Annotated in this window: 26 protein-coding genes and 1 other annotated feature; of the genes, 18 read left to right on the top strand and 8 right to left on the bottom strand. The window is 42.4% G+C overall.

Features of this window, described 5'->3' with window-relative positions:
- Positions 1-136 precede the first annotated feature (136 nt).
- Positions 137-1,477, bottom strand: coding sequence for a branched-chain amino acid transport system II carrier protein (gene brnQ / locus ACNQGS_RS09710; protein ID WP_491487138.1), 1,341 nt, complete (start codon positions 1,475-1,477; stop codon positions 137-139).
- 57 nt (positions 1,478-1,534) lie between these two features.
- Positions 1,535-1,780, bottom strand: a binding site (T-box leader).
- Between the two features lie 206 nt (positions 1,781-1,986).
- Here brnQ and ACNQGS_RS09705 point away from each other — a divergent pair.
- The 4 genes from ACNQGS_RS09705 to ACNQGS_RS09690 all read left to right on the top strand — a co-directional run bounded on the left by ACNQGS_RS09705 (position 1,987) and on the right by ACNQGS_RS09690 (position 6,332).
- Positions 1,987-3,003, top strand: a complete 1,017-nt coding sequence (locus ACNQGS_RS09705; RefSeq protein ID WP_491487137.1) for a 4Fe-4S binding protein — start codon at positions 1,987-1,989, stop codon at positions 3,001-3,003.
- Between the two features lie 107 nt (positions 3,004-3,110).
- Positions 3,111-3,713 carry a TetR/AcrR family transcriptional regulator gene (locus ACNQGS_RS09700; protein ID WP_491487136.1) on the top strand — a complete coding sequence of 201 codons (603 nt, stop codon included), beginning with the start codon at positions 3,111-3,113 and terminating at the stop codon, positions 3,711-3,713.
- 306 nt (positions 3,714-4,019) lie between these two features.
- Positions 4,020-4,385: an SCP2 sterol-binding domain-containing protein gene (locus ACNQGS_RS09695; protein ID WP_491487135.1), complete on the top strand. Its 366-nt coding sequence runs from the start codon at positions 4,020-4,022 to the stop codon at positions 4,383-4,385.
- Positions 4,386-4,448: 63 nt separating this feature from the next.
- The gene (locus tag ACNQGS_RS09690) at positions 4,449-6,332 is read left to right on the top strand and encodes an AMP-dependent synthetase/ligase (RefSeq protein ID WP_491487134.1); all 1,884 of its coding nucleotides are present in this window, start codon (positions 4,449-4,451) and stop codon (positions 6,330-6,332) included.
- A gap of 50 nt (positions 6,333-6,382) precedes the next feature.
- On the opposite strand, the gene ACNQGS_RS09685 is transcribed toward ACNQGS_RS09690, so the two are convergent.
- From ACNQGS_RS09685 to ACNQGS_RS09675, 3 genes are all read right to left on the bottom strand, one after another.
- Positions 6,383-7,471, bottom strand: coding sequence for a copper resistance D family protein (locus ACNQGS_RS09685; RefSeq protein ID WP_491487133.1), 1,089 nt, complete (start codon positions 7,469-7,471; stop codon positions 6,383-6,385).
- A complete protein-coding gene (locus ACNQGS_RS09680) occupies positions 7,471-8,070 on the bottom strand; it encodes a copper resistance CopC family protein (protein ID WP_423801129.1) in 600 nt (199 codons plus the stop codon). Before ACNQGS_RS09680 ends, ACNQGS_RS09685 begins: the two co-directional genes overlap by 1 nt.
- A gap of 85 nt (positions 8,071-8,155) precedes the next feature.
- The gene (locus tag ACNQGS_RS09675) at positions 8,156-8,635 is read right to left on the bottom strand and encodes a V4R domain-containing protein (RefSeq protein WP_491487132.1); all 480 of its coding nucleotides are present in this window, start codon (positions 8,633-8,635) and stop codon (positions 8,156-8,158) included.
- Between the two features lie 154 nt (positions 8,636-8,789).
- Here ACNQGS_RS09675 and ACNQGS_RS09670 point away from each other — a divergent pair, with 154 nt between their 5' ends.
- Together ACNQGS_RS09670 and ACNQGS_RS09665 are read left to right on the top strand one after the other, a co-directional pair.
- Complete coding sequence (locus ACNQGS_RS09670; RefSeq protein ID WP_491487131.1) at positions 8,790-10,376, top strand: putative bifunctional diguanylate cyclase/phosphodiesterase; 1,587 nt, start codon at positions 8,790-8,792, stop codon at positions 10,374-10,376.
- Positions 10,364-10,612 carry an amino acid decarboxylase gene (locus ACNQGS_RS09665; RefSeq protein ID WP_491487130.1) on the top strand — a complete coding sequence of 83 codons (249 nt, stop codon included), beginning with the start codon at positions 10,364-10,366 and terminating at the stop codon, positions 10,610-10,612. Before ACNQGS_RS09670 ends, ACNQGS_RS09665 begins: the two co-directional genes overlap by 13 nt.
- On the opposite strand, the gene ACNQGS_RS09660 is transcribed toward ACNQGS_RS09665, so the two are convergent.
- Entirely contained in the window at positions 10,609-11,313 is a 705-nt protein-coding gene (locus ACNQGS_RS09660; protein WP_491487129.1) for a Crp/Fnr family transcriptional regulator, read from the bottom strand. The two genes, ACNQGS_RS09665 and ACNQGS_RS09660, sit on opposite strands and share 4 nt — an antisense overlap.
- A 218-nt stretch (positions 11,314-11,531) precedes the next feature.
- Between ACNQGS_RS09660 and ACNQGS_RS09655 the strand changes: the two genes are divergently transcribed.
- The 4 genes from ACNQGS_RS09655 (at position 11,532) to ACNQGS_RS09640 (ending at position 14,815) form a co-directional block, all read left to right on the top strand.
- Complete coding sequence (locus ACNQGS_RS09655) at positions 11,532-11,831, top strand: DUF5658 family protein (protein WP_491487128.1); 300 nt, start codon at positions 11,532-11,534, stop codon at positions 11,829-11,831.
- A gap of 81 nt (positions 11,832-11,912) precedes the next feature.
- Positions 11,913-13,052: a DEAD/DEAH box helicase gene (locus tag ACNQGS_RS09650; protein ID WP_491487127.1), complete on the top strand. Its 1,140-nt coding sequence runs from the start codon at positions 11,913-11,915 to the stop codon at positions 13,050-13,052.
- A gap of 96 nt (positions 13,053-13,148) precedes the next feature.
- Entirely contained in the window at positions 13,149-14,618 is a 1,470-nt protein-coding gene (locus ACNQGS_RS09645) for an amidase family protein (protein WP_491487126.1), read from the top strand.
- 56 nt (positions 14,619-14,674) lie between these two features.
- Positions 14,675-14,815 (top strand): hypothetical protein, encoded by a 141-nt coding sequence (locus tag ACNQGS_RS09640; protein WP_213118169.1) that lies wholly within the window; start codon positions 14,675-14,677, stop codon positions 14,813-14,815.
- A 291-nt stretch (positions 14,816-15,106) separates the two neighbouring features.
- Here the strand turns inward: ACNQGS_RS09640 and ACNQGS_RS09635 are convergent, their stop codons facing one another.
- The 3 genes from ACNQGS_RS09635 to ACNQGS_RS09625 form a co-directional block, all read right to left on the bottom strand.
- On the bottom strand, positions 15,107-16,636 hold the full coding sequence (locus ACNQGS_RS09635) for an FAD-dependent oxidoreductase (protein WP_491487125.1): 1,530 nt from the start codon (positions 16,634-16,636) through the stop codon (positions 15,107-15,109).
- A gap of 115 nt (positions 16,637-16,751) precedes the next feature.
- Complete coding sequence (locus ACNQGS_RS09630; protein ID WP_213146549.1) at positions 16,752-16,913, bottom strand: hypothetical protein; 162 nt, start codon at positions 16,911-16,913, stop codon at positions 16,752-16,754.
- 55 nt (positions 16,914-16,968) lie between these two features.
- Positions 16,969-17,349, bottom strand: a complete 381-nt coding sequence (locus tag ACNQGS_RS09625; protein ID WP_491487124.1) for a DUF1360 domain-containing protein — start codon at positions 17,347-17,349, stop codon at positions 16,969-16,971.
- A 109-nt stretch (positions 17,350-17,458) separates the two neighbouring features.
- Here ACNQGS_RS09625 and safA point away from each other — a divergent pair, with 109 nt between their 5' ends.
- The 8 genes from safA (at position 17,459) to efeB (ending at position 24,244) form a co-directional block, all read left to right on the top strand.
- Positions 17,459-18,070 (top strand): SafA/ExsA family spore coat assembly protein, encoded by a 612-nt coding sequence (gene safA, locus ACNQGS_RS09620; protein ID WP_464493075.1) that lies wholly within the window; start codon positions 17,459-17,461, stop codon positions 18,068-18,070.
- A 277-nt stretch (positions 18,071-18,347) separates the two neighbouring features.
- Positions 18,348-18,695, top strand: a complete 348-nt coding sequence (locus ACNQGS_RS09615) for a lmo0954 family membrane protein (RefSeq protein ID WP_378587157.1) — start codon at positions 18,348-18,350, stop codon at positions 18,693-18,695.
- Between the two features lie 20 nt (positions 18,696-18,715).
- Entirely contained in the window at positions 18,716-19,363 is a 648-nt protein-coding gene (locus ACNQGS_RS09610; protein WP_491487123.1) for a PspA/IM30 family protein, read from the top strand.
- An 82-nt stretch (positions 19,364-19,445) separates the two neighbouring features.
- Positions 19,446-20,180, top strand: a complete 735-nt coding sequence (gene liaF / locus ACNQGS_RS09605; protein ID WP_491487122.1) for a cell wall-active antibiotics response protein LiaF — start codon at positions 19,446-19,448, stop codon at positions 20,178-20,180.
- A complete protein-coding gene (locus ACNQGS_RS09600) occupies positions 20,177-21,226 on the top strand; it encodes a sensor histidine kinase (RefSeq protein ID WP_491487121.1) in 1,050 nt (349 codons plus the stop codon). The genes liaF and ACNQGS_RS09600 overlap by 4 nt, the downstream gene beginning before the upstream one ends.
- On the top strand, positions 21,219-21,851 hold the full coding sequence (locus ACNQGS_RS09595) for a response regulator (protein ID WP_213146556.1): 633 nt from the start codon (positions 21,219-21,221) through the stop codon (positions 21,849-21,851). Before ACNQGS_RS09600 ends, ACNQGS_RS09595 begins: the two co-directional genes overlap by 8 nt.
- Positions 21,852-22,116: 265 nt before the next feature.
- Positions 22,117-22,965: an iron uptake system protein EfeO gene (gene efeO, locus ACNQGS_RS09590; RefSeq protein WP_491487120.1), complete on the top strand. Its 849-nt coding sequence runs from the start codon at positions 22,117-22,119 to the stop codon at positions 22,963-22,965.
- Position 22,966: 1 nt separating this feature from the next.
- Positions 22,967-24,244 carry an iron uptake transporter deferrochelatase/peroxidase subunit gene (gene efeB / locus ACNQGS_RS09585; RefSeq protein WP_491487119.1) on the top strand — a complete coding sequence of 426 codons (1,278 nt, stop codon included), beginning with the start codon at positions 22,967-22,969 and terminating at the stop codon, positions 24,242-24,244.
- The last annotated feature ends 22 nt before the right edge of the window (positions 24,245-24,266 follow it).

Raw genomic sequence — 24,266 nt, 5'->3', positions numbered from 1 at the left:
TCTACTTATTATTCATAACATAAATACTGATATTTTTCCATTGTTCCTATCATTTCATCCGAAAAAACAGGTATAAAGAAGGTTAAGGGAAAAAAAGATGCCGGCGATCTAAGGTTCGCTGGCATCTACTTTATAATTATGAAGCTTTTTCTAATTGTAATTCCTCATTCGAAGAGGATGAACGACTTAATTTTTCTAAAACAATCCCAGCCAAACCACCGGCCAAAGCTGGAACAACCCAGCCTAAACCAACGGAGGCAAATGGAAGATTGCTCATTACATGGTTTAGAACGCTCGACTCAAGACCAAACATTTTTAAGCCGTCATACAGGCTGACAAGTCCAGTGAGCAGCATGGCTCCCGCGTATACCTTATGGGAACCGCCGAACAGGCGATGGCAGAATGCCAGTACGACAAGAACAATTGTTAATGGGTATGCCATTACAAGGAATGGCACAGAAACGGCGATAATTTGGTTCAAGCCTAGGTTGGCAATCAAGAAACTAAGAATCGTTACAGCAGTTACGACAAAACGGTAGCTTAGCTTTGGCAGTATTTTTGAAAAATATTGACCGCAAGCGATTGTCAAACCGACACAGGTTGTAAAGCAGGCGAGTGTAAAAATTAGACCAAGCAGAACCTTGCCGCTGCTGCCTAAGACAATAGTAGAAGCAGTTGATAACAATGCTGTACCGTTATCAAATGTTCCATAAGCCGCCATTTTTGCACCAAGGAACCCGATAGCAACATATACAAGTGCCAGTGCCACACCAGCAACCATACCCGTTTTAAGAGTGTAAGCCGTTAATTGTTTCTTCTCAGTTACACCTTTTTGTTTCAAGGCAGTTAAAATTACAATCCCAAACGCTAGCGCTGCTAAGGCATCCATGGTGGAATAACCATCGATAAAGCCTTTGAAAAGGGACGCTGTTTGATACGTTTCAGACGGAGCCTGAAGCGGTTTATCAAGTTTTGCAAATCCTAATACACACAAAACAACAATTGACAATAATAATGCCGGTGTTATGATGCGGCCCATATAGTCGACCACTTTTGATGGATTTAAGCTTAATAAATAAACAAGTAAAAAGAATACTGCTGTAAAGCCGAACAATAGAACGGTCTGGCTGACAGATACATTTCCCAAAAACGGCTTGAAGCCCATTTCAAAAGCGACGTTGGCGTTGCGTGGAACCCCGAAGAATGGTCCGATTGATAAATAGACAACGATTGTAAAAATGGTCCCGAACCATGGATGAACACGGTTCCCTAAAGTATTAGCGCCGTCCTTTACAAGGGAAATTGCAACCAAAACAAGTAAAGGCAATCCAACCGCTGTTACAACAAACCCGGTAATCGCCGGCCAGAAGGAAGTTCCTGCGCCCATTCCCAAAAAGGGTGGGAAAATGAGGTTGCCCGCACCAAAAAACATTGAAAATAGCATGAGTCCAACAAATAGTGTGTCTTTCTTTTTCATAATTCTCTCTCCCTTTTGACGATTTTCTAAAAACAATACAAAAAGCCCGTCCCTATGGATAGGGACGAGCATGCTCGCGTTACCACCCTACTTCCGCAACACAAAAAAACAGTTGCGGCTCTCGATCAACGTACCATCATACGTGTCCTATTGTAACGGCAGGCGGTCCGGCAGAGCTTACTTGGTTTTTCAGCCCTGCATCTCGGAGATGATTTTCACTTGCGTCCTGACACCGGCTTTCACCACCCGCCGGCTCTCTAAAGTCTAAGAATTACAAGCTACTCTTCTCGTCATCAATTTTGAAGTTTCTAAAAAGTCGAAATAAATTTTATAGATTGATTATATTATACTTCCATAATATTTCAAGTACTTTTTTAAAAAAAAATTATTTGACGGAATTTAGTCGCTAATTTGACAGCTTTATGAATTACCTAAATGCGATGATTAAAATCACATATCCATATTTTCCTGTTCCTTATAGTTAAGATATGAGGAACGGAGGGAACTTTATGAAGTCAAAAGCCTGGTATAGGAAACAGTTGAAACGAAAGCCTGTTCAAATAACTCGATATGCTGTTCAAGCTATTTTCCTGTTATTTTTGTTATACGTTGGACTAAGATTCTATCAGTTTTATATGCACTTTGAAACGCTTGGGGAAAAGCCTTTTGTTGAGCGTCCATCGGCAGTCGAGGGGTTTCTTCCAATCAGCGCCTTGGTAGCGTTGAAGGTTTGGCTGACAAGCGGCGAATTTGATATGATTCACCCGGCCGGACTTGTCTTATTTGCCTTTTTTATCGGATCGGGGCTTATCTTTCGCAAATCGTTTTGCAGCTGGTTCTGTCCGGTTGGAACCGTCAGTGAAATAGCAGCTTGGTTTGGACGAAAGCTTTTTAAAAAGAATTTTGAGATACCAACTTGGCTGACTTGGATTTTAACTCCGTTAAAATATTTACTCCTGTATTTTTTCATCAGTATGATTCTTGCGATGCCGACGTTTGAGGCAAAGGCATTTTTAGATGAACCGTATAATAAAATTTCTGATGTAAAAATGCTGCTGTTCTTTTTAAACATCGGCGGTTTTGCTTTGAAGGTCATCTTAGTGATCTTTGTCCTGTCCTTATTCTTCAGAAACTTCTGGTGCCGTTTCCTGTGCCCATATGGCGCAATGATCGGCCTTGGCTCCCTGTTCAGAATTACAAAGGTGCGCCGTAATGAAGATACCTGTACGAACTGTGAAATGTGTACAAAGGTATGTCCGCAAAGAATCAAGGTTCATACAAAAAAGGTTGTGGCATCTCCAAATTGCAACGCCTGCATGTCCTGTGTGGAGGCCTGCCCTATTAAGGATACATTGAACATGACTGTAGTGAACAAAAAAGTAAATAAATGGTTTATACCTGTTGGTTTTCTTGCACTATTCTTCATTGTAGTTGTTGTTGCAAAAATAACCGGCCACTGGGACACGATTATCACTTATAAAGAATGGCAGCAATTGATTCCGGATGCGAACTATGTTGGCCACTAAGAGGCCCGTCTTTTTTGAAAAACTGTTTCTTGTTAAATAGAAAAATATCTTTTAAAATTAAGACAACTCATATGAACAGGTATTAAATAGATTGGACTGATTTATTGATGCTTTTTGTTACGGAAATGCCAAAGGAAGCGAAGGAAAAAATCCTTTATTCCTCACTAGTTCTATTTACCAATGAGGGGTATAAAAACACCTCAGTTCTTGATATTGTCGAGATGGCAAGAGTCTCCAAAACAACCTTTTACCAGCATTTCAACAGCAAGGAAGAATTATTGTCCAGCCTCTTTGACGTGGTGGCAACCGAAATACTTCAAGAGGTAAACTTGGCCATTGACAAAGAAACCCGGACAGCTTATAAGGCGTACGTAGGAATCCGCCGCTATATCGAGATATGTTTTACTGACGTAAAAGTGGCCAATTTAATGCTTGTGGAGTCAGTCGGTGTTTCCCAAGACGTAGAGATGGCCAGAAGTGAGGCCCACCGCCGCTTTGCGCAGCTGATGTTTCAAACGGTCCGAGGCTACCTTCCTGAAACTGCTTCCGAGACAGAACTGCATATCGTATCCCAGGCCATGATTGGAGCCATAAATGAAGTAGTTGTACAAAACTATAAAGGAAAGGATGACAGTCCTTACCATTATGATGATTTAGCCCGGCTTCTCAACCGAATAGTCATCGCAGCATTCGTTAATTTAACCAATTAACGGGTGCTTTTTTTTGGCATTCTTGCCTGAATACCGAGGAAAACAACATATTCATAGGGGGATGTCGAAAAGTATCGAAATTTTTCTATTGGACAATACGAGTACGTATTGGTATCATAAAAATATCTGAAAATTCAGCACTATCCATTTAAAGGAGGCAAATGGGGGTCATTTTCTTTTAAATATAACGATGGTATGTAAAGACTGCTTTGACACAGAACAGAACCTTCTGGGCGGAGAAGAATATGATACCAATAATGCTTCCGGACCGCTAATACTTTATATCTATTTTAGGAGGGATTAATCATGTCAAAAACAATTGAAGAATATTCTTTAGCAGATTTAATGAAAAAAATTGAAGAAACATTAAATGGGAATTCCGGTCCGATTGAAGGCTTCCAAGCAACCTATCAATTTGACATAACCGGCGATGATGGCGGCACATACCAGATTCAATTTAAGGATGGCAAGTCAGCGGTCAAGGAAGGCTCTGTAACACCTGCGGACTGTACTTTAATTATGTCTTTGAAAAGTTTCCACCAATTCATGCTCGGCAAATTAAACGGCACGATGGCATTCATGACCGGCAAGCTGAAAATTAAAGGGGATATGGGTAAGGCCTTAAAGATTGAAAGCATTCTTCGTCAATATAACGTAAAAGACAGTTTGTAAGATTAAGCGGCCCGGTAATTTACCGGGTTTTCTTTAAAATCTAAATTTGATAGGAGGTTGCCAATGAAGGCGAATAATCTAGTGGAAGTCGTTGCCCGCACTGCCCGCCGCTACGCTGATAAGGATGCATTTTTATGGAAGCAGAATGGGAAATGGCATGGAATCAGCTATTTTACCTTTTGGGAAAAAGTGAAACAGGTGGCAGCAGGCCTTGCCCATCTTGGAGTAAAACGAAATGATAAGATTGCAATATTATCAGAAAATAACCCCTACTGGCCGGTAGCTGATTTGGCCATTTTAAGTCTGGGGGCTGTCAGCGTGCCCATCCACTCAACGCTTCCAAATGACCAAGTCGAGTATATATTAAATAATGCTGATTGCACCTTTATTTTTGTTCAAGATGAAAACTATTTAAAAAAGGTGCCTCAAAATGGGAGCGTTCCCATGAAAACGGCGCTTATCTTCACACCTAAGAACTTCACCGAAACAGACACCCTTCTATCACTGCAGCATTTGGCCCAACTTGGATCTGTATACCCGTTAGATAATTGGGAATCAATTTGGGATAAATTGACCAGGGACGACCTCGCCACGATTATCCACACGTCAGGAACAACAGGCAACCCGAAAGGAGCAATGCTATCACACGGCAATATACTGGCTAACATCGAAGGAGTTCAATTCTGGGTGCTTGAGGCAAGACCATCCGATGTGATGCTTTCCCATTTGCCGCTATCGCACGTGTTTGAGCGGATGGCCGGACAATTTATGCCATTATCAGTCGGCTCAACCATCGCTTATGCTGAAGGAATCGAAAAGGTTCAAGAAAACCTTTTGGAGGTCAGGCCAACTGTGTTAGTCAGCGTACCTCTTCTGTTTGAACGAGTCTATGCAACTGCCCAGAGAATGGTCGAATCCGGTACGCCATTACGGAAGAAAATATTTAAATGGGCAATTGGAGTGGGTTTGAAAAAATACGAGCATTATTTAAGCAAAAGCTTTGATGATTTCATGAAAGAAGGCTTCCTGCCTAAAGAAATCAAGCGCAGCTGGAAGATTGCCAATGCCCTTGTCTACAAAAAGGTTAAAGCTAAGCTTGGAGGCAGAGTAAGAGGGCTTATTTCTGGAGGAGGTGCTTTAAATCCGGAAATTGGCAAGTTCTTCTGGGCTGTCGATATTCCGGCACTTGAAGGCTACGGTCTGACGGAAACGGCGCCTGTTGTCTGTACAAATCCGATGGTCCGTTCCAAGGTAGGGACTGTTGGCAAACCGCTTCCGAATTTGGAGATAAAAATTGCTCCGGATGGTGAGGTATTGGTCAAAGGTCCAAGTGTTATGAAGGGTTATTACAAGAATGAAGAAGCGACCGCAGAGGTATTCGAAGATGGCTGGTTTAAAACCGGGGACATCGGCAGTATCGATGAAGAAGGCTATTTAAAAATTGTCGACAGAAAAAAACGGATTATTGTCCTGACGACAGGAAAGAATGTCGCCCCGCAGCCAGTTGAAAATGCGATGACTCAAAGTATTTATATATCTAATGCAGTTCTTGTTGGCCAGGACAAAAAGTATGTCATTGCCTTAATCACCCCAAGCCTGGAGAATCTTTTGCCATGGGCAGAAAAGAAAGGGCTTTCCGGAAATATCGAGCAGCTGTTAAGGGAGCCGGAAGTGCAGCACTTGTTATTAAAGGAAGTGGCCAAATTCACGAAAAAGTTTGCCAAGTATGAACAGCCAAAAAAGGCTGTCATTATTGGTAAGGAGTGGACAGTTGATGATGGTGAACTGACCCCGTCTTTAAAGGTCCGCCTGCCGGAAATTCAGAAAAAATACAAGGACGTTATCGAACATGCCTACGTGGAGGAAAGCTTTATGGATATGCGGATTGCCGCTAATGAGGCGGCAGTTGGCTTATCAGTAAGCCATGAGCGAAGCGGTGGCCATTAAAAAAAAGCGTGAACCACATTCAGAGGTTCACGCTCATTTTATTTTGGCTATTAAACAGCCAGCATTAAAGCTAAATATCCAGCAAGGATAAATAGGATACTCATGATAATGGACATCATTTTTGCCGCCTTTTTGGTAAAGGTTAAGACGATCATTCCCAAAAAAATGAATGCTAATATGAAAAGCCCAACTGACATGAGACCTGGTGAAAAATGCAGCGGAAATGTAACCTTGCCATCATGAAAAAAGGTAAAGAGCAGTGAGTAACCAGACTCGGAAAGCGTTGATTGGATATTATGCGGAGGCGATTCCTGGCCAAGTGCCCCTGTTATTGAAAAGATCAGTAACACGACAACACTTTCAAGTCTCACCCAAGGAAGCGGATTAAATGCCGCGTCACTTGATAGTTTTTTCCGAATCAGGATGCTGTTAATAAAAGCAAATGCCAAAAGCGGAGCAATGGCTAAATGTTTAAGCAGAAGTGCTTGTCCCCAAGATAAAGACCACGAATTGACATAGTCCCCTTCATTCATCGTATAGCTCATCAGGTCAAATCCTGTCAGGGCAATCAGGACTAAACAAATGACGGCCACGGGGGTAAACCACTTTAAGAACCGCTTCCAATTATCATGATTTTTTGAAAACCAGCCGACCGTTACGAGAATTCCTATCCATGTGCAAACGGTAAGAAAATGGGTCGAATGGGTGAAATAACCCTGCCATCCCGCAATGGAGCTGGCATGACTCGCTGAGCCTCGCACATTAATTAAAATGATGGTAAAGATAAGCCCTATCAAGGAAAAGATTCGCTTTTTCTCAAGGTGGATAGGTATTAAAAAAATCAACAGAATAAAGCTGATCACACCAGTACGAACCCAAGACTTCCCAACCTCAAAGTTGAGGAGCACGGATTTAATGGTCATACCTACCCCTAGGTCCTTATACAAATAAAGAATGATTTTTAAAACCGGAACAAACGAAAGAAAAGCAACTCCGAGAGTTGCTGTAAGCAGTATACCTTTTGGGATTTTTATTTGAGGCCGAGCCGTTTCCGGAACAAGCTGTACAATAAAACTTCCTAACAATAAGGAAAAGCACAAATAAAGTAAGGCTTCGCTAAGGACATTTGCTATGAACATTAAGCACGCTTCCTTCTATAGAGTAACCAATAGCTTCCCGCACCGACGACAATTAAAAGGCCGACTGAGGCAGGGATCACATAGTTTTTAAAGGTCGGTTGGTCTGTTTCAACATTCTTAGCCATAACAGCGGCACTCTTAGCTTTCTGTTCTTTTGCTGCAGTATCGGCAGTTTTGTCTGCCTTTTCTGTTGATGCTTGCTCAGTAGAAGTGCCTTCTGTTGAAGCAGCAGCTTTTTGAATCTCAGGGAGCTGCACCGTAAATGGAATATCGCCTTCTAATAAATGTCCGTCAATTCCGATAATCTTCCAATGTACAGTATATCCGCCGTTTTCTAATTTATCCGTTGGCGTTCCCACTAATTTATTGCCATCAACAGTAACCTGTGTCAGAGGGATTTCCGTACCGTTTTGATTTTTCAATGAAAAGCTGCTGGTTTGTTCTAATTTAGTTTCAAAGGTAAGGGTAATATCTTTAAGTTCCTGTGTTACCACCTCGCCATTTTTCGGAGAGGAATCTTCCAAATGGGAGTGTGCAAATACATTGGTTCCTAATAGAAAAAACAACATAGATACCATAAAGGAGATTTTTTTAATCATTATTTTCAACTCCATTATATTGTAAACTTCCTTGTTGTTCATTCTATCATTTTTCTTCCCATGAATATTATTTTGAAAGCATTGTTCACAAACATGTCAAATTATCTGTCGGATTGCTTAGAAGTTTAATTCGATATTCGCAATGTTCATCCCCGCTGACATTACATTTCACTTCGTTAACCATGATTTTTCCATCATAAAATCGGGAGATTGCCCCTTCTAAGATGGCTCCTTCCAAATCACATGTTTTATTTCCAGGATGAACAGGCAGTCCTTTGCAAAAACAATCTTCAATTTTTATATGGACTTCTTTCTCGGAAGCTTCGATAATGCTAGGAATACCAATTTTTAATGCCTCAAAAAAAGAAAGTGCCTCCGCAAGATTACTGACTGGCAAACTCTGTCCAATTTTCCTGCCTACAGTCAAGGTTGTATTTTTTCCTTTCATTGGTAAACCCTGATACATCCCAATTAAACGCACAGATCGAAACAACTCTAAGGGAACAAAATTTCCTAATGTTTTTCGATCAATCCTCTTCATGTCTTCATATGTAAATAGCTCCATTGATGAAATCACCCTTTTTATAACTTTCTATTTGCACATAAGTTTATCTAAAAAAAATAAATTGTCCTTGATTTAAATCAATTAGGTTAGTTGAAGAAAACGATATACTAGTCTCAAATACTTCTATCAAAGGAGGATTGTTGGTATCGACAAAATGAATACAGAAATATTGAATCAGTTCCATATGCCGATTCTAATCATCCAAAAGGATGGAGAGATTATTTTTTTAAACAAAGGCTTTCTTAAGGTGAGTGGATACTCAGCATCCGAATTAGTCGGCGATGACGTAAATAAGGTTCTGCCGTCCTTCCAATCCTCTGTAGAAACTGAAGGCAGTCTGATTTATTTAAAAACTAAAAAAGGGCTGGATACGCCGAAATGGCTGGTCATCCATCCGTTTGAAGAATCTAATATGCTGGGATTAGTCTTAAAGGAAATTCAGACGAGCGGAATTGACCCTTTAACCTTGCTGCCGAATCGTTATTTATTTCAAAAGTATTTACAGCGGGAGATTAAAAAAGCTAACAACAGCAATTCTTTGCTCGCCCTATTTTTTGTTGATTTGGATCGGTTTAAATTTATCAACGACACACTCGGTCATGCTTATGGGGATTTATTACTAAAAGAGGTTGCAAGTAGATTAAAGAAGTTTGCCGGTTCCGGGAAAATGGCTTCCCGGATGGGAGGAGATGAATTCATTTTATTAGATTGGAGCCTGCGCCTAGAAACAGATGTAGATGCTCATGCAACGGAACTAATCAGCTTATTCAATAAACCATTTACATTATTTGAAACGGAGATCTATATATCACCAAGCATCGGTGTCAGTCTCTACCCCTATGATGGGGATGACATGGAGACATTAATGGTCAATGCGGATAATGCCATGTACCGGGCAAAGCGTAAAGGGAAATCAAACGTTCATGATATAACAGCTGGAATGTATGAACGACTGATGATCGAAAATCATCTGCGAAGTGCATTGGAGAATAAAGAATTTCAGCTCCATTTTCAGCCTCAAATTGATTTAAAGGAAAATAGGGTGATTGGAATGGAGGCATTATTGCGATGGAAAAACCCCGAGCTTGGTAATATACCTCCGTCTGAATTTATTCCAATTGCTGAAGAAACAGGATTAATCGTACCAATTGGCTATTGGGTGTTAAGGGAAGCTTGCAAAAGAATAAAACAGTGGATCAAGATAAGGAACCAGTATGTAAAGGTTGCAGTGAATTTATCCGCCAAGCAATTTTTGCAGTATGACATTGCGGAAACTGTCCAAAATTTATTGGGCGAATTTAATATTCCTCCGGACTGTCTGGAACTAGAAATAACAGAAAGCATGATGATGTATGACTTGGGTTCAGCTGCCCAAACATTAAAAGGCTTAAAAAAACTGGGCGTTCAAATTGCTATTGACGATTTTGGAAAAGGGTATTCCTCTTTGCAGTATTTACAAAGACTACCGCTGGATAGTTTAAAAATTGATCGGTCATTTATCCTTGATATTGACACCAATCCGAGCAGCAAGGCCTTAACCCATGCTATATCCAACTTGGCCCATTCGCTTAACTTAAAGGTTATTGCGGAGGGGGTAGAAACCAAGAATCAACTGCATGAGGTTAAAACGCTAAATTGTGATGGGGTTCAAGGGTTTTATTATAGTAAGCCACTTAGTGCTAATGAGGCAAATAACTTTTTAATTCAATATAAGGGAGAGCGCGAATTATGTTTGAGATAGTTGATAAGAAAGCGGTCATGGATGTCCGGGAACGAATTGCGAAGGGGGAACATCCACGCCGAGAAATATTAAATTTTATTAAAGCAGCCCCCATCGGAACTATTTTTGAGATTCATCTGCCATTTCGGGCGGAACCGCTTATTGCGAATTTGCAGTCCTTGGGGATGAATGTCATTGTGAATGAGCTTGATCCAATGCATGTCCGCCTCATGTCCGTCAAACTTGATGAGTTTTAAGAGATTTCGGCAATTTTCTTAAGTTGTTCCAGCTCCAGAATCTGAATTTGCCTTGGACCGTCCAGCACAATCAGCTTTTGCTTCGCAAACGCCAAAAGCTTACGGCTGACCGATTCTGGAGTTGTGCCTATATAACTCGCTAAATCCCTTTTTGTGATGGGAAGCGTAAATGCCCCACCTTCAGTCCGCTGTTTATCATGAAATAGTATCAAGGCTCTGGCCAGACGCTGTTCCACTTCCATTAGACTTAATTGTCCCATAGATTCATCTGCTTCAAAAAGCCGGTCATTTAGGGCAAGCAAAAAGCGATAGGACAAATCCGCATTACTTTCCATTGTTTTCACAAAATCCTTTTTATCAATGTAACAAATAACAGTAAGGGGCCCGGCAGCTTCCGCATCTACATAATGCTTATCATTTTTCAATAATGAAAACAGCCCGAAAAAATCCCCCGGGAACAGCAAACGTACGATTTGTTCCTTTCCTTCCGCAGACATTTTAGTTAATTTAATCAATCCTTCATTAACTACAAATAAGGCTTCAGATTGTTCTCCATTGCGAAAAATGAATTCCCCTTTACTGAAGGATCGGCTCCTTGTTACCTTTTGCAAAATTTGCCGATCTACTTCATTCAACCCTTTAAAAACAGGTACAGACATGAGACATGAAGCTTCATGTGAGCAGCCATGTTCACAGCACATTCTAATTTCACCCCTTAATCGACCATTTCTAATTCCATTTTATCTGGTTTCTAATATGCTTGTAGTGATATCTATCAATACATTTTATCAATATGTTGTTCTATTTTAAGAACGTAATGTTCGTTTATCTGTTATAATAAATTTATCTTTGTCCTTATATATATCACGTATCGGCATATTACTTTGTAGAAAGACTGTATAGTGAAAGGGGGGCTAATGTGAGGCTTTGCTTTTTCTTGTTGGGTGCAGGGACGTTGGATGCGCTTTTGACACATTTCGGAATATCTTTAGGAGTCGTGGAAGAGGGAAATCCTCTGATAAAGGCGGTAATTGAAAAAGGCTGGGAGTATTTTTACCTGATTAAAGTTTTCCTTCCCCTTTTGTTAATTGGTTTATATTATCTTAATCCCTTAAAGGGAAGGGTTCGAACCCTTTTAATTTCCGCCTGTGTTCTTTATTTTTCTGTGCTAATTTTCCATATGGCATGGATTCTCCTCTATCTCAATACCTCAGCCTAACCTTTGCCAACTAGACACTTGCAACTAATTACGTTAGTATCAAATACAACATGAAAAATGATTTAGAAAAGGGAGTACAACATGTTAAATAATTTAAAGCCATTTTTACAAGAGGCATGGGAAAAGTCTGGATTTCAAACTGCCACCGCCGTTCAAGAACAGGCTGTTCCATTAATTCTAGAGGGAAAAGATGTGATTGCCGAATCGCCCACGGGAACCGGAAAAACTCTAGCCTATTTACTGCCATTGCTCAATCAAATAGATGCTGATGCGCAGTCCCTTCAAGCGGTTGTACTGGCTTCCTCCCAGGAGCTGGTGATGCAGATTTTTCAAGAATTCCAGAAATGGTCCGAAGGCAGCGGCATCAGGGGCACATCGATTATCGGCGGGGCCAACCTGAAACGCCAGCTTGAAAAATTAAAAAAGCGCCCGCATGTCATCTTTGCTACGCCAGGACGGCTGCTCGAATTAATTAAGCAGAAAAAAGTGAAAATGCACGAAGTCAAAATGATTGTTTTGGATGAAGGCGACCAGCTGCTTATTCATGAGCATTTGGGTTCAGTGCAAACTATTGTGAAATCCACGATGGCCGACCGGCAAGTCGTGTTGTTTTCTGCGACACTGAAGCCTGCGGTCGAAAAGACTGCTAAGGAATTAGCAAAAGAGCCGGAATTTTTACGAGTTTCCCGGAATGATTTGGCTTCAGCCAGTGGAAAGGTTGAGCATGTTTATTTTGTCTGCGAACGCCGTGACAAAATCAAATTGCTTGAAAAAATAGCCCGCCTTGAAGGCAGCAAGTCGCTTGCCTTTATCAATGATATCGGCGAACTCGAGGTGCTGAAGGAAAAATTCGATTTTAAAGAACTTTCAGTTGGAATATTACATAGTGAAATGAAAAAGCTGGACCGTCAGGCGGTTTTGAAGGCTTTCCGCGATGGAAACCTGAAAATGCTGATTGCGACTGATGTGGCGGCAAGAGGGCTTGATATTCAGGGAGTCACTCATGTTGTCCAGATTGACATGCCAAAAGATATTACCCAGTATATCCACCGCGCCGGCAGAACCGGAAGGATGGGAGCGGATGGCATGGTCATCTCACTGGTAACAGACCGGGAAGAGCGGGAATTAAAACAGTATGGCCGAGAATTAAAAGTGTCGGTTGAAAAAAGAATTTTCTATGGAGGGCAAATCGTGGCGGAGCAGCAGACGCTGCGGCGTTAGAGGGTTGTGGATTTTCCACAGCCTTTTTTTCATAATGGAAAAGGATTTTAGGTAACTTTCTTGAATAATAAGAGGTGAAATTGGAGGGGAAACGTGATGCAAAGTCCAAAATTAAAAAAGTTTTTTGAAGAATGGCTTGAGGAAGTTACCATTAGTGAAATTCAAGAAAAATTAGAAAGCGGCGAGCTTACATCCAAGGAATTGGTCCTGTTATATTTAAAACGGATTTCAGTTTATGATAAGGAGATTCATTCGGTTCTGGAAATAAATCCAGATGCCTTACAGATAGCGGAAGCACTTGATGTAGAAAGAAAAGTGAAGGGGCCGCGCAGTCCGCTGCATGGCGTTCCGATTTTAATAAAGGACAATATTGACACTCATGACAAAATGCATACCAGTGCCGGGTCGCTAGCTTTAAAGGATTCAATTGCCTTGAAGGACTCCTATGTAGCCGAGCAATTACGCAAAGCCGGTGCGGTTATTCTTGGTAAAACAAATATGACGGAATGGGCCAATTTCATGGCGTATGGAATGAAAAGCGGCTACAGCTCGCGCGGTGGGCAGGTATTAAATCCATATGGCCCAGGTAAATTTGATGTCGGCGGGTCCAGTTCGGGATCGGGTGCTGCAGTGGCTGCCAATTTCGCTGCAGCCGCGGTTGGGACGGAAACTTCTGGGTCAATTTTAAATCCTTCCTGTCAGAATTCGCTAGTCGGCATTAAACCGACAGTCGGTTTGATTAGCCGGCGGGGGATTATTCCAATTGCCCATACTCAGGATACGGCAGGACCGATGGCAAGAACGGTCGAAGATGCTGCTATTCTCCTGGGCGCCTTATGCGGAAGAGATGAGGCAGACCCAATTACGCTGACTAATCCGCTGGCCGGGGTCAATTTTTCAAAAGGTCTTCTTAAGGACTGTTTGGCAGGTAAAAGGATTGGCATCGCTGTTGATGGGTTCCTTGAGCTGTTAACAAAGGAAAAGCAAGAAGTCTTTCAGGCAACGGTGGAGGCTTTGAAATCGTCTGGTGCGGAAGTGGTGGAAAAAATTGAAATTCCTTGCGCCAAAGCGGAATGGAAATATGATGTGTTAAACTATGAATTTAAGCCAGACCTGAATGCCTATTTGAATGGTTTACACCCATCTATTACAGTTCGCAGCTTGCGCGACTTGATTGCGTTTAACCATGCGGATGAAGAGCGAATGCTGAAATATGGCCAGGCAGTGCTGCTGGAGTCTGAACAGACAAGCGGATCTTTAACAGAGTCTGCTTATGTTGATGCGTTGGAATTCGACTTATATCATTCGACCAAGCAAGGAATTGATTATGCTTTGGAAAAATATCGGTTGGATGCAATTGTATTTCCAGGTGATGAAGGGTCGCACATTAGCGCCAAAGCGGGCTATCCATCCATCGCTGTGCCGGCTGGGTTTACTGTTAGTGGTGAGCCGGTGGGGATCACGTTTGCCGGAACCGCCTACAGTGAACCGGTTTTGATTGAGGTGGCCTATGCCTTCGAACAGCTGACAAAATTAAGAAAAGTACCTGTTTTAAGTTTAGAATAAGTCATTTTGTTTTCACTCATACTATCAATGACTTTTTAAAAAAGGAGCTGATTAGTGTGGGTAGAACGAAACTCGGCAACGCGAATGCCCAGCGTAATAACAACCGCAAGAAAGCCATGAAAACAAGCTCTGAATTGGTTGAATTTGAAACTGGCGAAGCTTTAAAACAGAACCGTCCGCACGGGAACCCTAGATAATTGAGATAAAAACGCCTCCCTTGAGCGACTGGGAGGCGTTTTTTTAAGGGACACCCTAAATACAGTTAAAAAGCCAGGCGGAGAGCCTGGCTCAGGTATCATTTTAATTACCTATTTTTAAAGTAATTCCATTTTTATGGGAATACTTTCCGATTTGGTGTGTTTACTTTCCGATTTTGAACCGTTACTTTCCACTCTGTTGAATTTACTTACACATTTTCGCCAAATACTTTCAAGATTTCCTTATTTACTTTCCAACCCCTATTAAAAGTAGCATTCCCTTACCTAAATTCACCCTTCCGACAGCAATTCCAGTCCTTCCTTGGCCGGACCTTCGATCACTTCGCCTTTAAAGGAATAGCGGGAACCGTGGCATGGGCAGTCCCAGGTCTTTTCGGCATGGTTCCACTCACATTCACAGCCGAGATGGGTGCAGGTTGTGTCTACCACAAAAAGCTTGCCGTTATCATCCTTGTAGCCTCCGGCCCTTTTCCCGTTAAACATGACGGAACAGCCCTCCCCAGCAACCAACTCATCTGCATCCTTCGGAACAAATTCAATTTTCCCTTTAATAAGGTGTTTGGCCACATCCAAGTTCGTCGTAATGACATTTTTTAATTCAGGGTCTGCCTGGAACCGATGCGGTGAATACAGGTCTTTATAAGGATTGTCCCGGCCCAATACATAATCCCGGAGCAGATGACCGGCAAAAATACCTGTTGTCATACCCCATTTCTTAAAGCCGGTCGCCAGCAAAACATTCAACCGGTCTTCCGTAATCGGGCCGATATATGGTACCTTGTCCAAGGTAATCAAATCCTGCGCGGACCAGCGGTAGGCATACTCCTTGATCCCAAATACCTCTTCAGCAAAGGCCTCCAAAGCTTCAAAATGCTTCATCGTGTCTTCGCCCTGGCCAGTTTTATGCTTCTCACCGCCCACAATAATCAACTTTTCCCCATCTATAGGCGTATAACGGATGGAGCGGGGCGGGTCGTCGGCGCTAATATACATGCCGCCGGGATACTCTTTAGCTGGCTTGATTCCAATGGCGTAGGATCTGCTCGCATACATTCTTGCAAAATATAGCCCCGGTTTATCGTAAAAAGGAAAATGCGAAGCCATGATCACATGCTTGCACGATACACGATTGCCGCCTTTGGTTACCACCACAGGCTGGGAACCTTCCGCATCCTCAATATCCCAAGCCGTCGTATGTTCATAAACCTGACAGCCGGCCTTCACAGCTTCATCCAAAAGTGCCCGCAAAAACTTCAACGGGTGATACTGGGCCTGGTTATGCATGGCCAAAGCTCCTGTTACCTGAATATTGAAGGGTATTGTATCCTTTAACGTGCCAGGAATCCCCAAGCGCTGGTAGGCCTCAGATTCGGTTCCTAGCTTCTTTTTCGACTGCTCTGTAGTGGCATACACATAGGCATCTTCTTTGCTGAAATCACAGTCAATTCCTTTTTCGTTTACAAGCCGTTCGACGAACTCAATAGCCGAAGAGGTCGATTCGTAATACTGTCGGGCCTTTTCCTCCCCAAAATGACTAATCAATTCATCATAAATAATGTCATGCTGGGCCGTTAATTTAGCGGTCGTATGCCCTGTAGTGCCGTTTAACACAATGCCGGCCTCCAAAATTGCGACCTTAAGGCCTTCCTGTGTCAATAAATAGGCGGCGGTGATACCGGTTATTCCAGCGCCGACCACAGCCACATCAACAGACAAATCTTCATTTAAGGCTTCAAAAGAAGGCAATTCGATTTCCCGCCAATAAGGCTTTGGAAATCTTGGAACTTTATTAGAACTCATAAATACCCTCCATTACCAAAATAATCTCTTGTTTAATTTTTCCTAAAATGAAAAATCAATGTAAGCTAAATAAAAAAGAACCCTGCGTAAACAGGGTCCGTGCGAATATCATCATTTAAGACTTGTCTGTAAATTGGGTTTCGTTATTGCTGTCGATTTTATCTATACGGGTCGAGTCTTCGATATCTAAGGCACTTCTTAAAAAGTGAACCAATACACCACCTGCAAGACCAAGACAAATCACCACGCCAATTGTCGTAACCCACCAGACACCCACAATATTCCCCCTTAAAATCTTTTTAAAAATATATGCGCTAGGGGAAATAATCTTGCTAATTATCCTTTTTCTTTAACTCTGAATAATAATCAACTTTTTTAATGTTGACGCCGACAAACGTCTCAATAATGGATTGGCCTCCGGCAATGGAAAAAATAAAAATAAAAACTAAAGTTATTTTGGGAAAAATCAAATAGGCGCCTCCCAGAATAATCGCACTCCAGACACCGGCACACCAATAACACTTTAATAAGTAACCAAACAGGGATTTTGGGACTTCTTTGGTATGTACCTCCCCGGTCTCCGTTTTTACCTCTACTTTTTTCATAAATGGCCTGCGAATCGATTCGGTAATTTTATCAAAAACGATTAAATGGGTAAAACGATAGCTCGCCAAAATTAACATAATATAAGTCATCCAGGAAATGTCTTTCACTCGTTGTTAGTCCTCCACAAGCCTCGTAGCATCGGCTTTAAATTATATTTATCCTTCCTTGTATATTTTGAGCCTGAAATCAAAAATCTATATTCGGAGGAGGTGTAAAATGAAAAAATCTCTATGGTTTAGTTTCTTGTTTTTGCTAGCTCTATTTTGTATCCCAAGCGTGTCTTTTGCCCAGCAAATTTATACGGTTCAGCCGGGAGACTCGCTTTGGAAAATTTCAGTCAGGTATCAGGTAGGTCTTTCGGAAATTATCTCTGCCAATCCCCAGTTTAAAAATCCGGCTCTCATTTATCCTGGCCAAAAGGTAACGATACCGGACTTAGGCGGGGTAAAATCGATTGAGAACCAAGTGATTCAATTGACCAATCAGGAGCGTGCGAAAAATGGCTTAAAGCCGATGACCGCGGATTGGGAGCTGTCACGGGTTGCCCGCTATAAGGCGATGGATATGCGGGACAAGGGTTATTTTAGCCATACAAGTCCTACCTATGGCAGTCCGTTTACCATGATGAAGAGTTTTGGAATTTCCTATCGCAGTGCAGCCGAAAATATTGCTGCAGGGCAGACAACACCGGCATCTGTGGTACAGTCATGGATGAACAGTTCTGGGCACCGCGCCAACATTTTAAGCTCTAACACTTATATCGGTGTTGGTTACGCAAAGGGCGGTTCGTACGGGCATTATTGGGTGCAAATGTTTATATCTAAATAACATGGAAGAAGGGTCGGTTTCAAAAGAAACTGACCCTTTTTGGCTAATAAGAAAGTATAAATTTTATCAAATTTATACTTTCTTAACGCATAAGTGCAACTACGCCTCTGTCTTCGCCCTTTGGGGCTCGCCAATCGGCGAGTTTTCTTTATGTTTCTTCGGGCCGACCCTTTCTAAGACTCGAGACCTATCTAAAAATCAAGCTCTAGCGCAATTATGGAAACCATGAGAAAAAGGTAAGATGAAATCAAGATAAAGAAAGGGAGTGAACAACAAAATGAAAAAGTTTGGTTTATTGGTTGCGGGGGGTATCGCCGCAGTGGTGTTACTTTCCACTATCGGTCCAATGGTAGGATTAGTGGTCAGCCTAGTGCTTCTTTACTTCATAGCAAAGCAATTTTTAAAAGCAGATTCCATCTGGGCAAAAATAGGTCTTGGGATTATCGGATTCATCGTCCTGATGGCAGCTTTCCATAATGTACCTGCCATCATCGGTGCCGTCGCAGCATATGTGCTATATATCATCTACAAAAAATGGAATCAAAACAAAACCATCAAGTTTAAGGAAGAATCCGATCCATTCATTAATTTTGAAAAACAATGGAACGATCTAAACAAAAACTAATAATAAAGGAGAGTATGATCATGACCAACTTATTTACAAGAATTAAAAACACTGTTTTAGCCGATTTACATGAGGCACTTGACCAAAAGGAAAACAAAAACCCGATTGCCCTGCTAAATCAATATCTCCGCGCGAGCGAGCAGGAAACTGAAAAGGTAAGAAAACTGGTCGAGCGCCAGTACCGCCTGCGGGATGAATTTACAAAAGAACTCCATCAGGCTTCGGAAATGGCCGCGAAAAGAAAGTATCAAGCAGAAGTGGCTGCGAAAGCCGGCGAGGAAGAGTTATATCAATTTGCTCAAAGCGAATTCCAGCAATATGCTGCCCGTGCCGAGCGCCTAAGTGCCTCACTTGACCAGGTAAAAGGTCAGCTTGGGGAATTGGAAAGAAAATATGAAGAAATGAAGCATAAGCTGAAAGACATGCAGCTTCGCCGGATGGAACTAATGGGCCGTGAGAACGTCACGCGTGCTAACCAGCGCATGAATCAGGTGTTAGACTCAAATACCTATTCGGATAAAGCTTTCTCCCGCTTCAAGGAAATTGAGAACTATCTTGATGGCCTTGAGCACAAGGTGAACAGCTCTTATTACCGCAGCACAATTGACGCAAGGGTTGCCGAACTAGAAAAAAACATAAAATTGGAAGAAAGCAAGTCCATTTCTTAACCAAAACATGGTATTCTTATGAAAGAAGGCGTAGGGTCCTACGCCTTTTGACTATACATAAAACAAGAGAAGAGGTGAACCGATGTTTAAAAATGTAAAAAATGACTATCTAGGCTGGCTGATGCTTGTCGGCGTGGTCATATTGCTTTTAGAAATATTATTTTTCAACAGCGGGCTCATTTTCTCTTTATTTATCGCAGGCGGTATGGTTTATTTGGGCCGTAAAAGGTCTGGTAAAAAGTCTGGCAAACTGCTTTTCATCGGCGGAATCATTTTCTTTGTCATCAGCGTCTTAAACATGATGACTTTTAAATTTTTTCTATTAGCAATCTTACTGCACTTTTTTATACAATTTATAACCTCGAAAAAGAATCCTAATAAGATTGACCTGCAAATTATCGAAACGGAAAAAACGTCTAAAGAAGAAATGCTCATTCAAACAAAGCCATTATTTGAGAATATCTTGTTGGGCCAGCAAAAAACGCCGGTCGGTGTTTATGAATGGAATGATATCAATATCCAGGCCGGTATCGGCGACACAATCATTGACCTTAGCTATACGATGCTGCCCAAAGGGGAAACGGTCATATTTATCCGAAACCTGATTGGGAATGTGCAGATTCTCGTCCCGTATGAGGTAGACGTCAGTGTCCAGCATTCCTGCCTGGTTGGTTCCTCAGCGGTATTTGATCATCATGAAGCAAAAATGTTTAACCAGATTTTTCAATTAAAAACACCGGGTTATGAAGAGGCCGAGCACAAGGTGAAAATCTTTACTTCGCTCATCGTCGGGAATTTAGAGGTGAGCCGGATATGAGTGCAACAGGACGTCAGATTATGTGGAGTATCAGTTTTGCCTTAGGTTTGGCGATTATAATTACTGCCGTTTTTACGATAGTTTTTCCTTTGAAAGACTGGTCGGAATTATGGACGGGAAATTTCATGGATATTCCGATTGCCATTTTTGTTCCCGCTTTCAGTATTGCTGGCGGGATTCTGCTTGGTGCTGTGACGGGTCTTTTTTGGAGAAGGCAGTTTCACAGTATTGAACACTCCCTCCATCAACTGGAGGAGGGAAGGCATACGGATGTAACCGGCAAGCAGCCGGTGGCAGAAATGCAGGCGATTGCCGGACGAATTGAAAAAATCGGCAAACAGCTGGCGGAACAGGCAAAGCTTTCACAGCGTCTCGCCACTGAAAAGGTGGAGGACCAGGAAGCGCGCATTCAGGAAATAATTGAACAGGAGCGGAATCGGTTAGCACGAGAACTACACGACTCCGTCAGCCAGCAGCTATTTGCAGCCTCGATGATGATGTCAGCCATCAATGAGACGAGGGAAGTATCTGCGGAATCCTTTGAGTCAAAACAGTTAAAAATGGTGGAGGAAATGATTCATCAATCCCAGCTTGAGATGCGGGCACTCCTTCTCCATCTGCGTCCGATTGCCTTAAAGAACAAATCACTCCAGGAAGGAATTGAGGAGCTGCTGCTCGAATTAAGGCAAAAGGTAACGATGGATATTCAGTGGAAGGTAGAGGAGTTTCCGCTTGATAAGGGGGTTGAGGATCATCTTTTCCGGATTCTTCAGGAATCGGTTTCCAATACATTGCGCCATGCGAAGGCGAAAAAACTGGATGTGCTGTTAATTAAGCGAGACCATCTGATTATCATGAGGGTGGTCGATGATGGAATTGGTTTTGAGATTGAATCTGCGAAGGCCGGCTCTTATGGCATGCAGAATATGCATGAGCGGGCGCTGGAAGTTGGCGGTACGCTAAAGGTTGTTAGTATGAAAAATAAAGGGACGAGGCTAGAAGTGAAGGTCCCGGTGATGAGTAATGGAGAGGGTGCGGATGATTAGAGTAGTCTTTGTCGATGATCATGAAATGGTGAGAATTGGGGTGTCCGCTTATCTTTCAGCCCAGCCTGATATTGAGGTTGTAGGTGAGGCGGATAATGGAAAAACTGGTGTGGAGCTGGCGTTGCAGCTGCGCCCGGATATCATTTTAATGGATTTGGTCATGAAGGAAATGGATGGAATTGAAGCCACACGGCAAATTATCGAACAGTGGCCGGAAGCCAGGATCATTATCGTGACCAGCTTCTTGGATGATGAAAAAGTATACCCTGCGTTGGAGGCTGGGGCAACGAGCTATATGTTGAAAACCTCCAAAGCGAGTGAAATCGCTAATGCTGTTCGTGCCACTTACCAGGGCCAAACCGTTCTTGAGCCGGAAGTAACCGGAAAAATGATGGTGAAAATGCGCCAAAAAAGCCAGCACCTGCCCCATGAGGACCTAACCAGCCGCGAACTGGAAATTTTGCTTTTGATGGCCCAGGGCAAGACCAATCAGGAAATTGCTGACGAACTTTTTATCGCTTTGAAAACGGTCAAAACACATGTCAGCAATATCTTAAGCAAGCTCAATGTCCAGGACCGCACTCAGGCGGTTATTTATGCGTTTAAGCATTCGTTAATTCAATAATTACCGATAAGACTTTCCATTAAATGGGGAGTCTTTTTTATTTTGTGATAGGGGATCCAAATTGTTCCAAAAATTGTCGTGAGGGCTGGAAATTATGTAGAGAGGGTTCGAAAATTTGTCGTGAGGCGGCCAAATTATGTCGTGAGCGGAACCATTCTCAAATTTTTTAATAAAAAACAATTGAAAATCTTTCTCAATTGCTGTTATTATAATTATCAGTGATAATGATTATCATTCTAAATGAATATCGGAGGATTACATAAATATGAAATTACTTAAAGTATCTGGAATTCTATTAATCTCAAGCAGTCTTTTGTTTGGGTGCAGCAAACCTAATGAGGAAACAGCGGCCCAAAAACCACAAGAATCAAAGAAAACCGAATCAGCAGCCCTAAAAGGAGTGACTGATGAGTACCGAAAATACGCAATCGGAGAAATAGAGGTATTTGTTAAGGCTACTGAGAGCTTTACGACGGCTGTTAAAAGCGGTGACATCGAAAAGGCAAAGGAGATTTACCCAACTGCACGCATGCATTATGAACGGGCGGAGCCGATTGCAGAGGTGTTCGGTGACCTTGATCCAAAAATTGATGCGCGTGAGGGCGATGTACCTGAAGCAGAGTGGGGCGGTTATCACCGCATTGAAAAAGGATTATGGATTGAAAATACAACAAAAGGCTATGAACAATATGCCGATCAGTTGATGAAGGATGTAAATCTATTGAGAGCTAAAGTGGAAACGGTTGAGGTGACACCAGAAATGTTAATCACTGGTGCAGTCGACCTTTTAAATGAAGTGTCCACTTCCAAGGTTACTGGAGAGGAAGACCGTTATTCTCACACTGACTTATATGATTTTGCCGCGAACCTGGAGGGGGCGGAGAAAATCTATCAGCTATTAAAACCAGAGTTAGAAAAGAAAGATGCGGACGTTTCAAAGGAAATCGAAGAACGTTTTGCGGATGTTTACAATCTATTAAACAAACATAAACAAGATTCCGGATATAAGGTCTATACAGATTTATCTCAGGAGGAAGTGAAAGGGCTTAGCCAGGCGATTGACGCCCTTGCTGAACCACTTTCCCAAATCGGAGTCGTAACGGAGGCATCCTAACATGTCAAAAACTGAATCACCTATGACAAGTCAGAAATTTACGCGCAGGGATATTTTGAAAACAGCAGGAGCCGGCGGTGTAGGGGTTCTCATCGGAGCATCCGGATTAGGAGGCATCCTGTCCATCAGTGAGGGAGAGGCAACAAGTACTGCCAAAGCTGAAATTGTCCCGTTTTATGGAAATTATCAAGGCGGCATTACAACGAAATCGCAAAACCATCTTTATTTTGCAGCCCTAGATGTCACAGCCGCTAATAAAGAGGAACTTGCTAAACTCTTTAAGTACTGGTCACAGGCAGCGTCATTAATGACAGAGGGGAAACCTGTTGGGGATCTTACCAGCAATGAATTCCTACCGCCAAAAGACACCGGGGAAGCGGAGGGCTTATCGGCATCAAACCTGACAATTACCTTTGGTGTCGGACCAAGTCTTTTTCAAAAGGACGGCCAAGACCGCTTTGGACTCAAAGCTAAGCAGCCAGCAGAGTTAACGGACCTTCCGAAATTTCCGCTCGATGCATTAGAACCGGAATGGACGGGAGGCGACCTTTGTATCCAAGCATGTGCAGATGACCCGCAAGTCGCTTTTCATGCGGTTCGCAATCTGATTAGGATTGCCAGAGGGAAAGCAACCTTAAGATGGGCACAGCCAGGATTCCAGCGTTCGAAGCAAGCTGATCCAAAAGAGGAAACTCCGCGGAACCTGTTTGGCTTCAAGGATGGATCGGTAAAACCGGATGTGAGCAGCGGGGACCAAATGAATCAACAGGTTTGGGTTCAGCCTGAAGATGGACCGGATTGGCTCGCAGGCGGCAGTTACATGGTGGTCCGGAAAATTGAAATGCATATCGAGGTTTGGGACCGTACGAACTTAAAGGAACAAGAGAATACCTTTGGCCGCTATCGGGACAATGGAGCACCGCTTGGCCAGAAAAAGGAATTTGAAAAACTGGATTTAAAGAAAAAGAATGATAAGGGTGAATATTACATCCCGGCGGATTCACACGTCCGCCTTTCACACGGGGACGGTACTCAGCAAATTCTTCGCCGGGCCTACTCTTATTCCAATGGCATGGATATGAAAACGGGAAGCTTTGATGCAGGACTATTGTTCATTTGTTTTCAGCGGAAACCAAGCAAGCAATTTATCCCGATTCAAGAGCGGCTTGCGAAAATGGATAAATTAAATGAATATACCACCCACCGCGGCAGTGCCATTTTTGCTTGTTTACCAGGATGCAAACAAGGCGGGTTTATCGGAGAAACACTTTTTCGTTAATGTTTTCCGTTTTTAAAGGAGA

The sequence above is a fragment of the Neobacillus sp. PVCKKU3 genome (genome assembly GCF_058323225.1).
The sequence above is the reverse complement of the archived record's forward strand: the minus strand, read 5'-3'. Positions and strand labels throughout refer to the sequence as shown.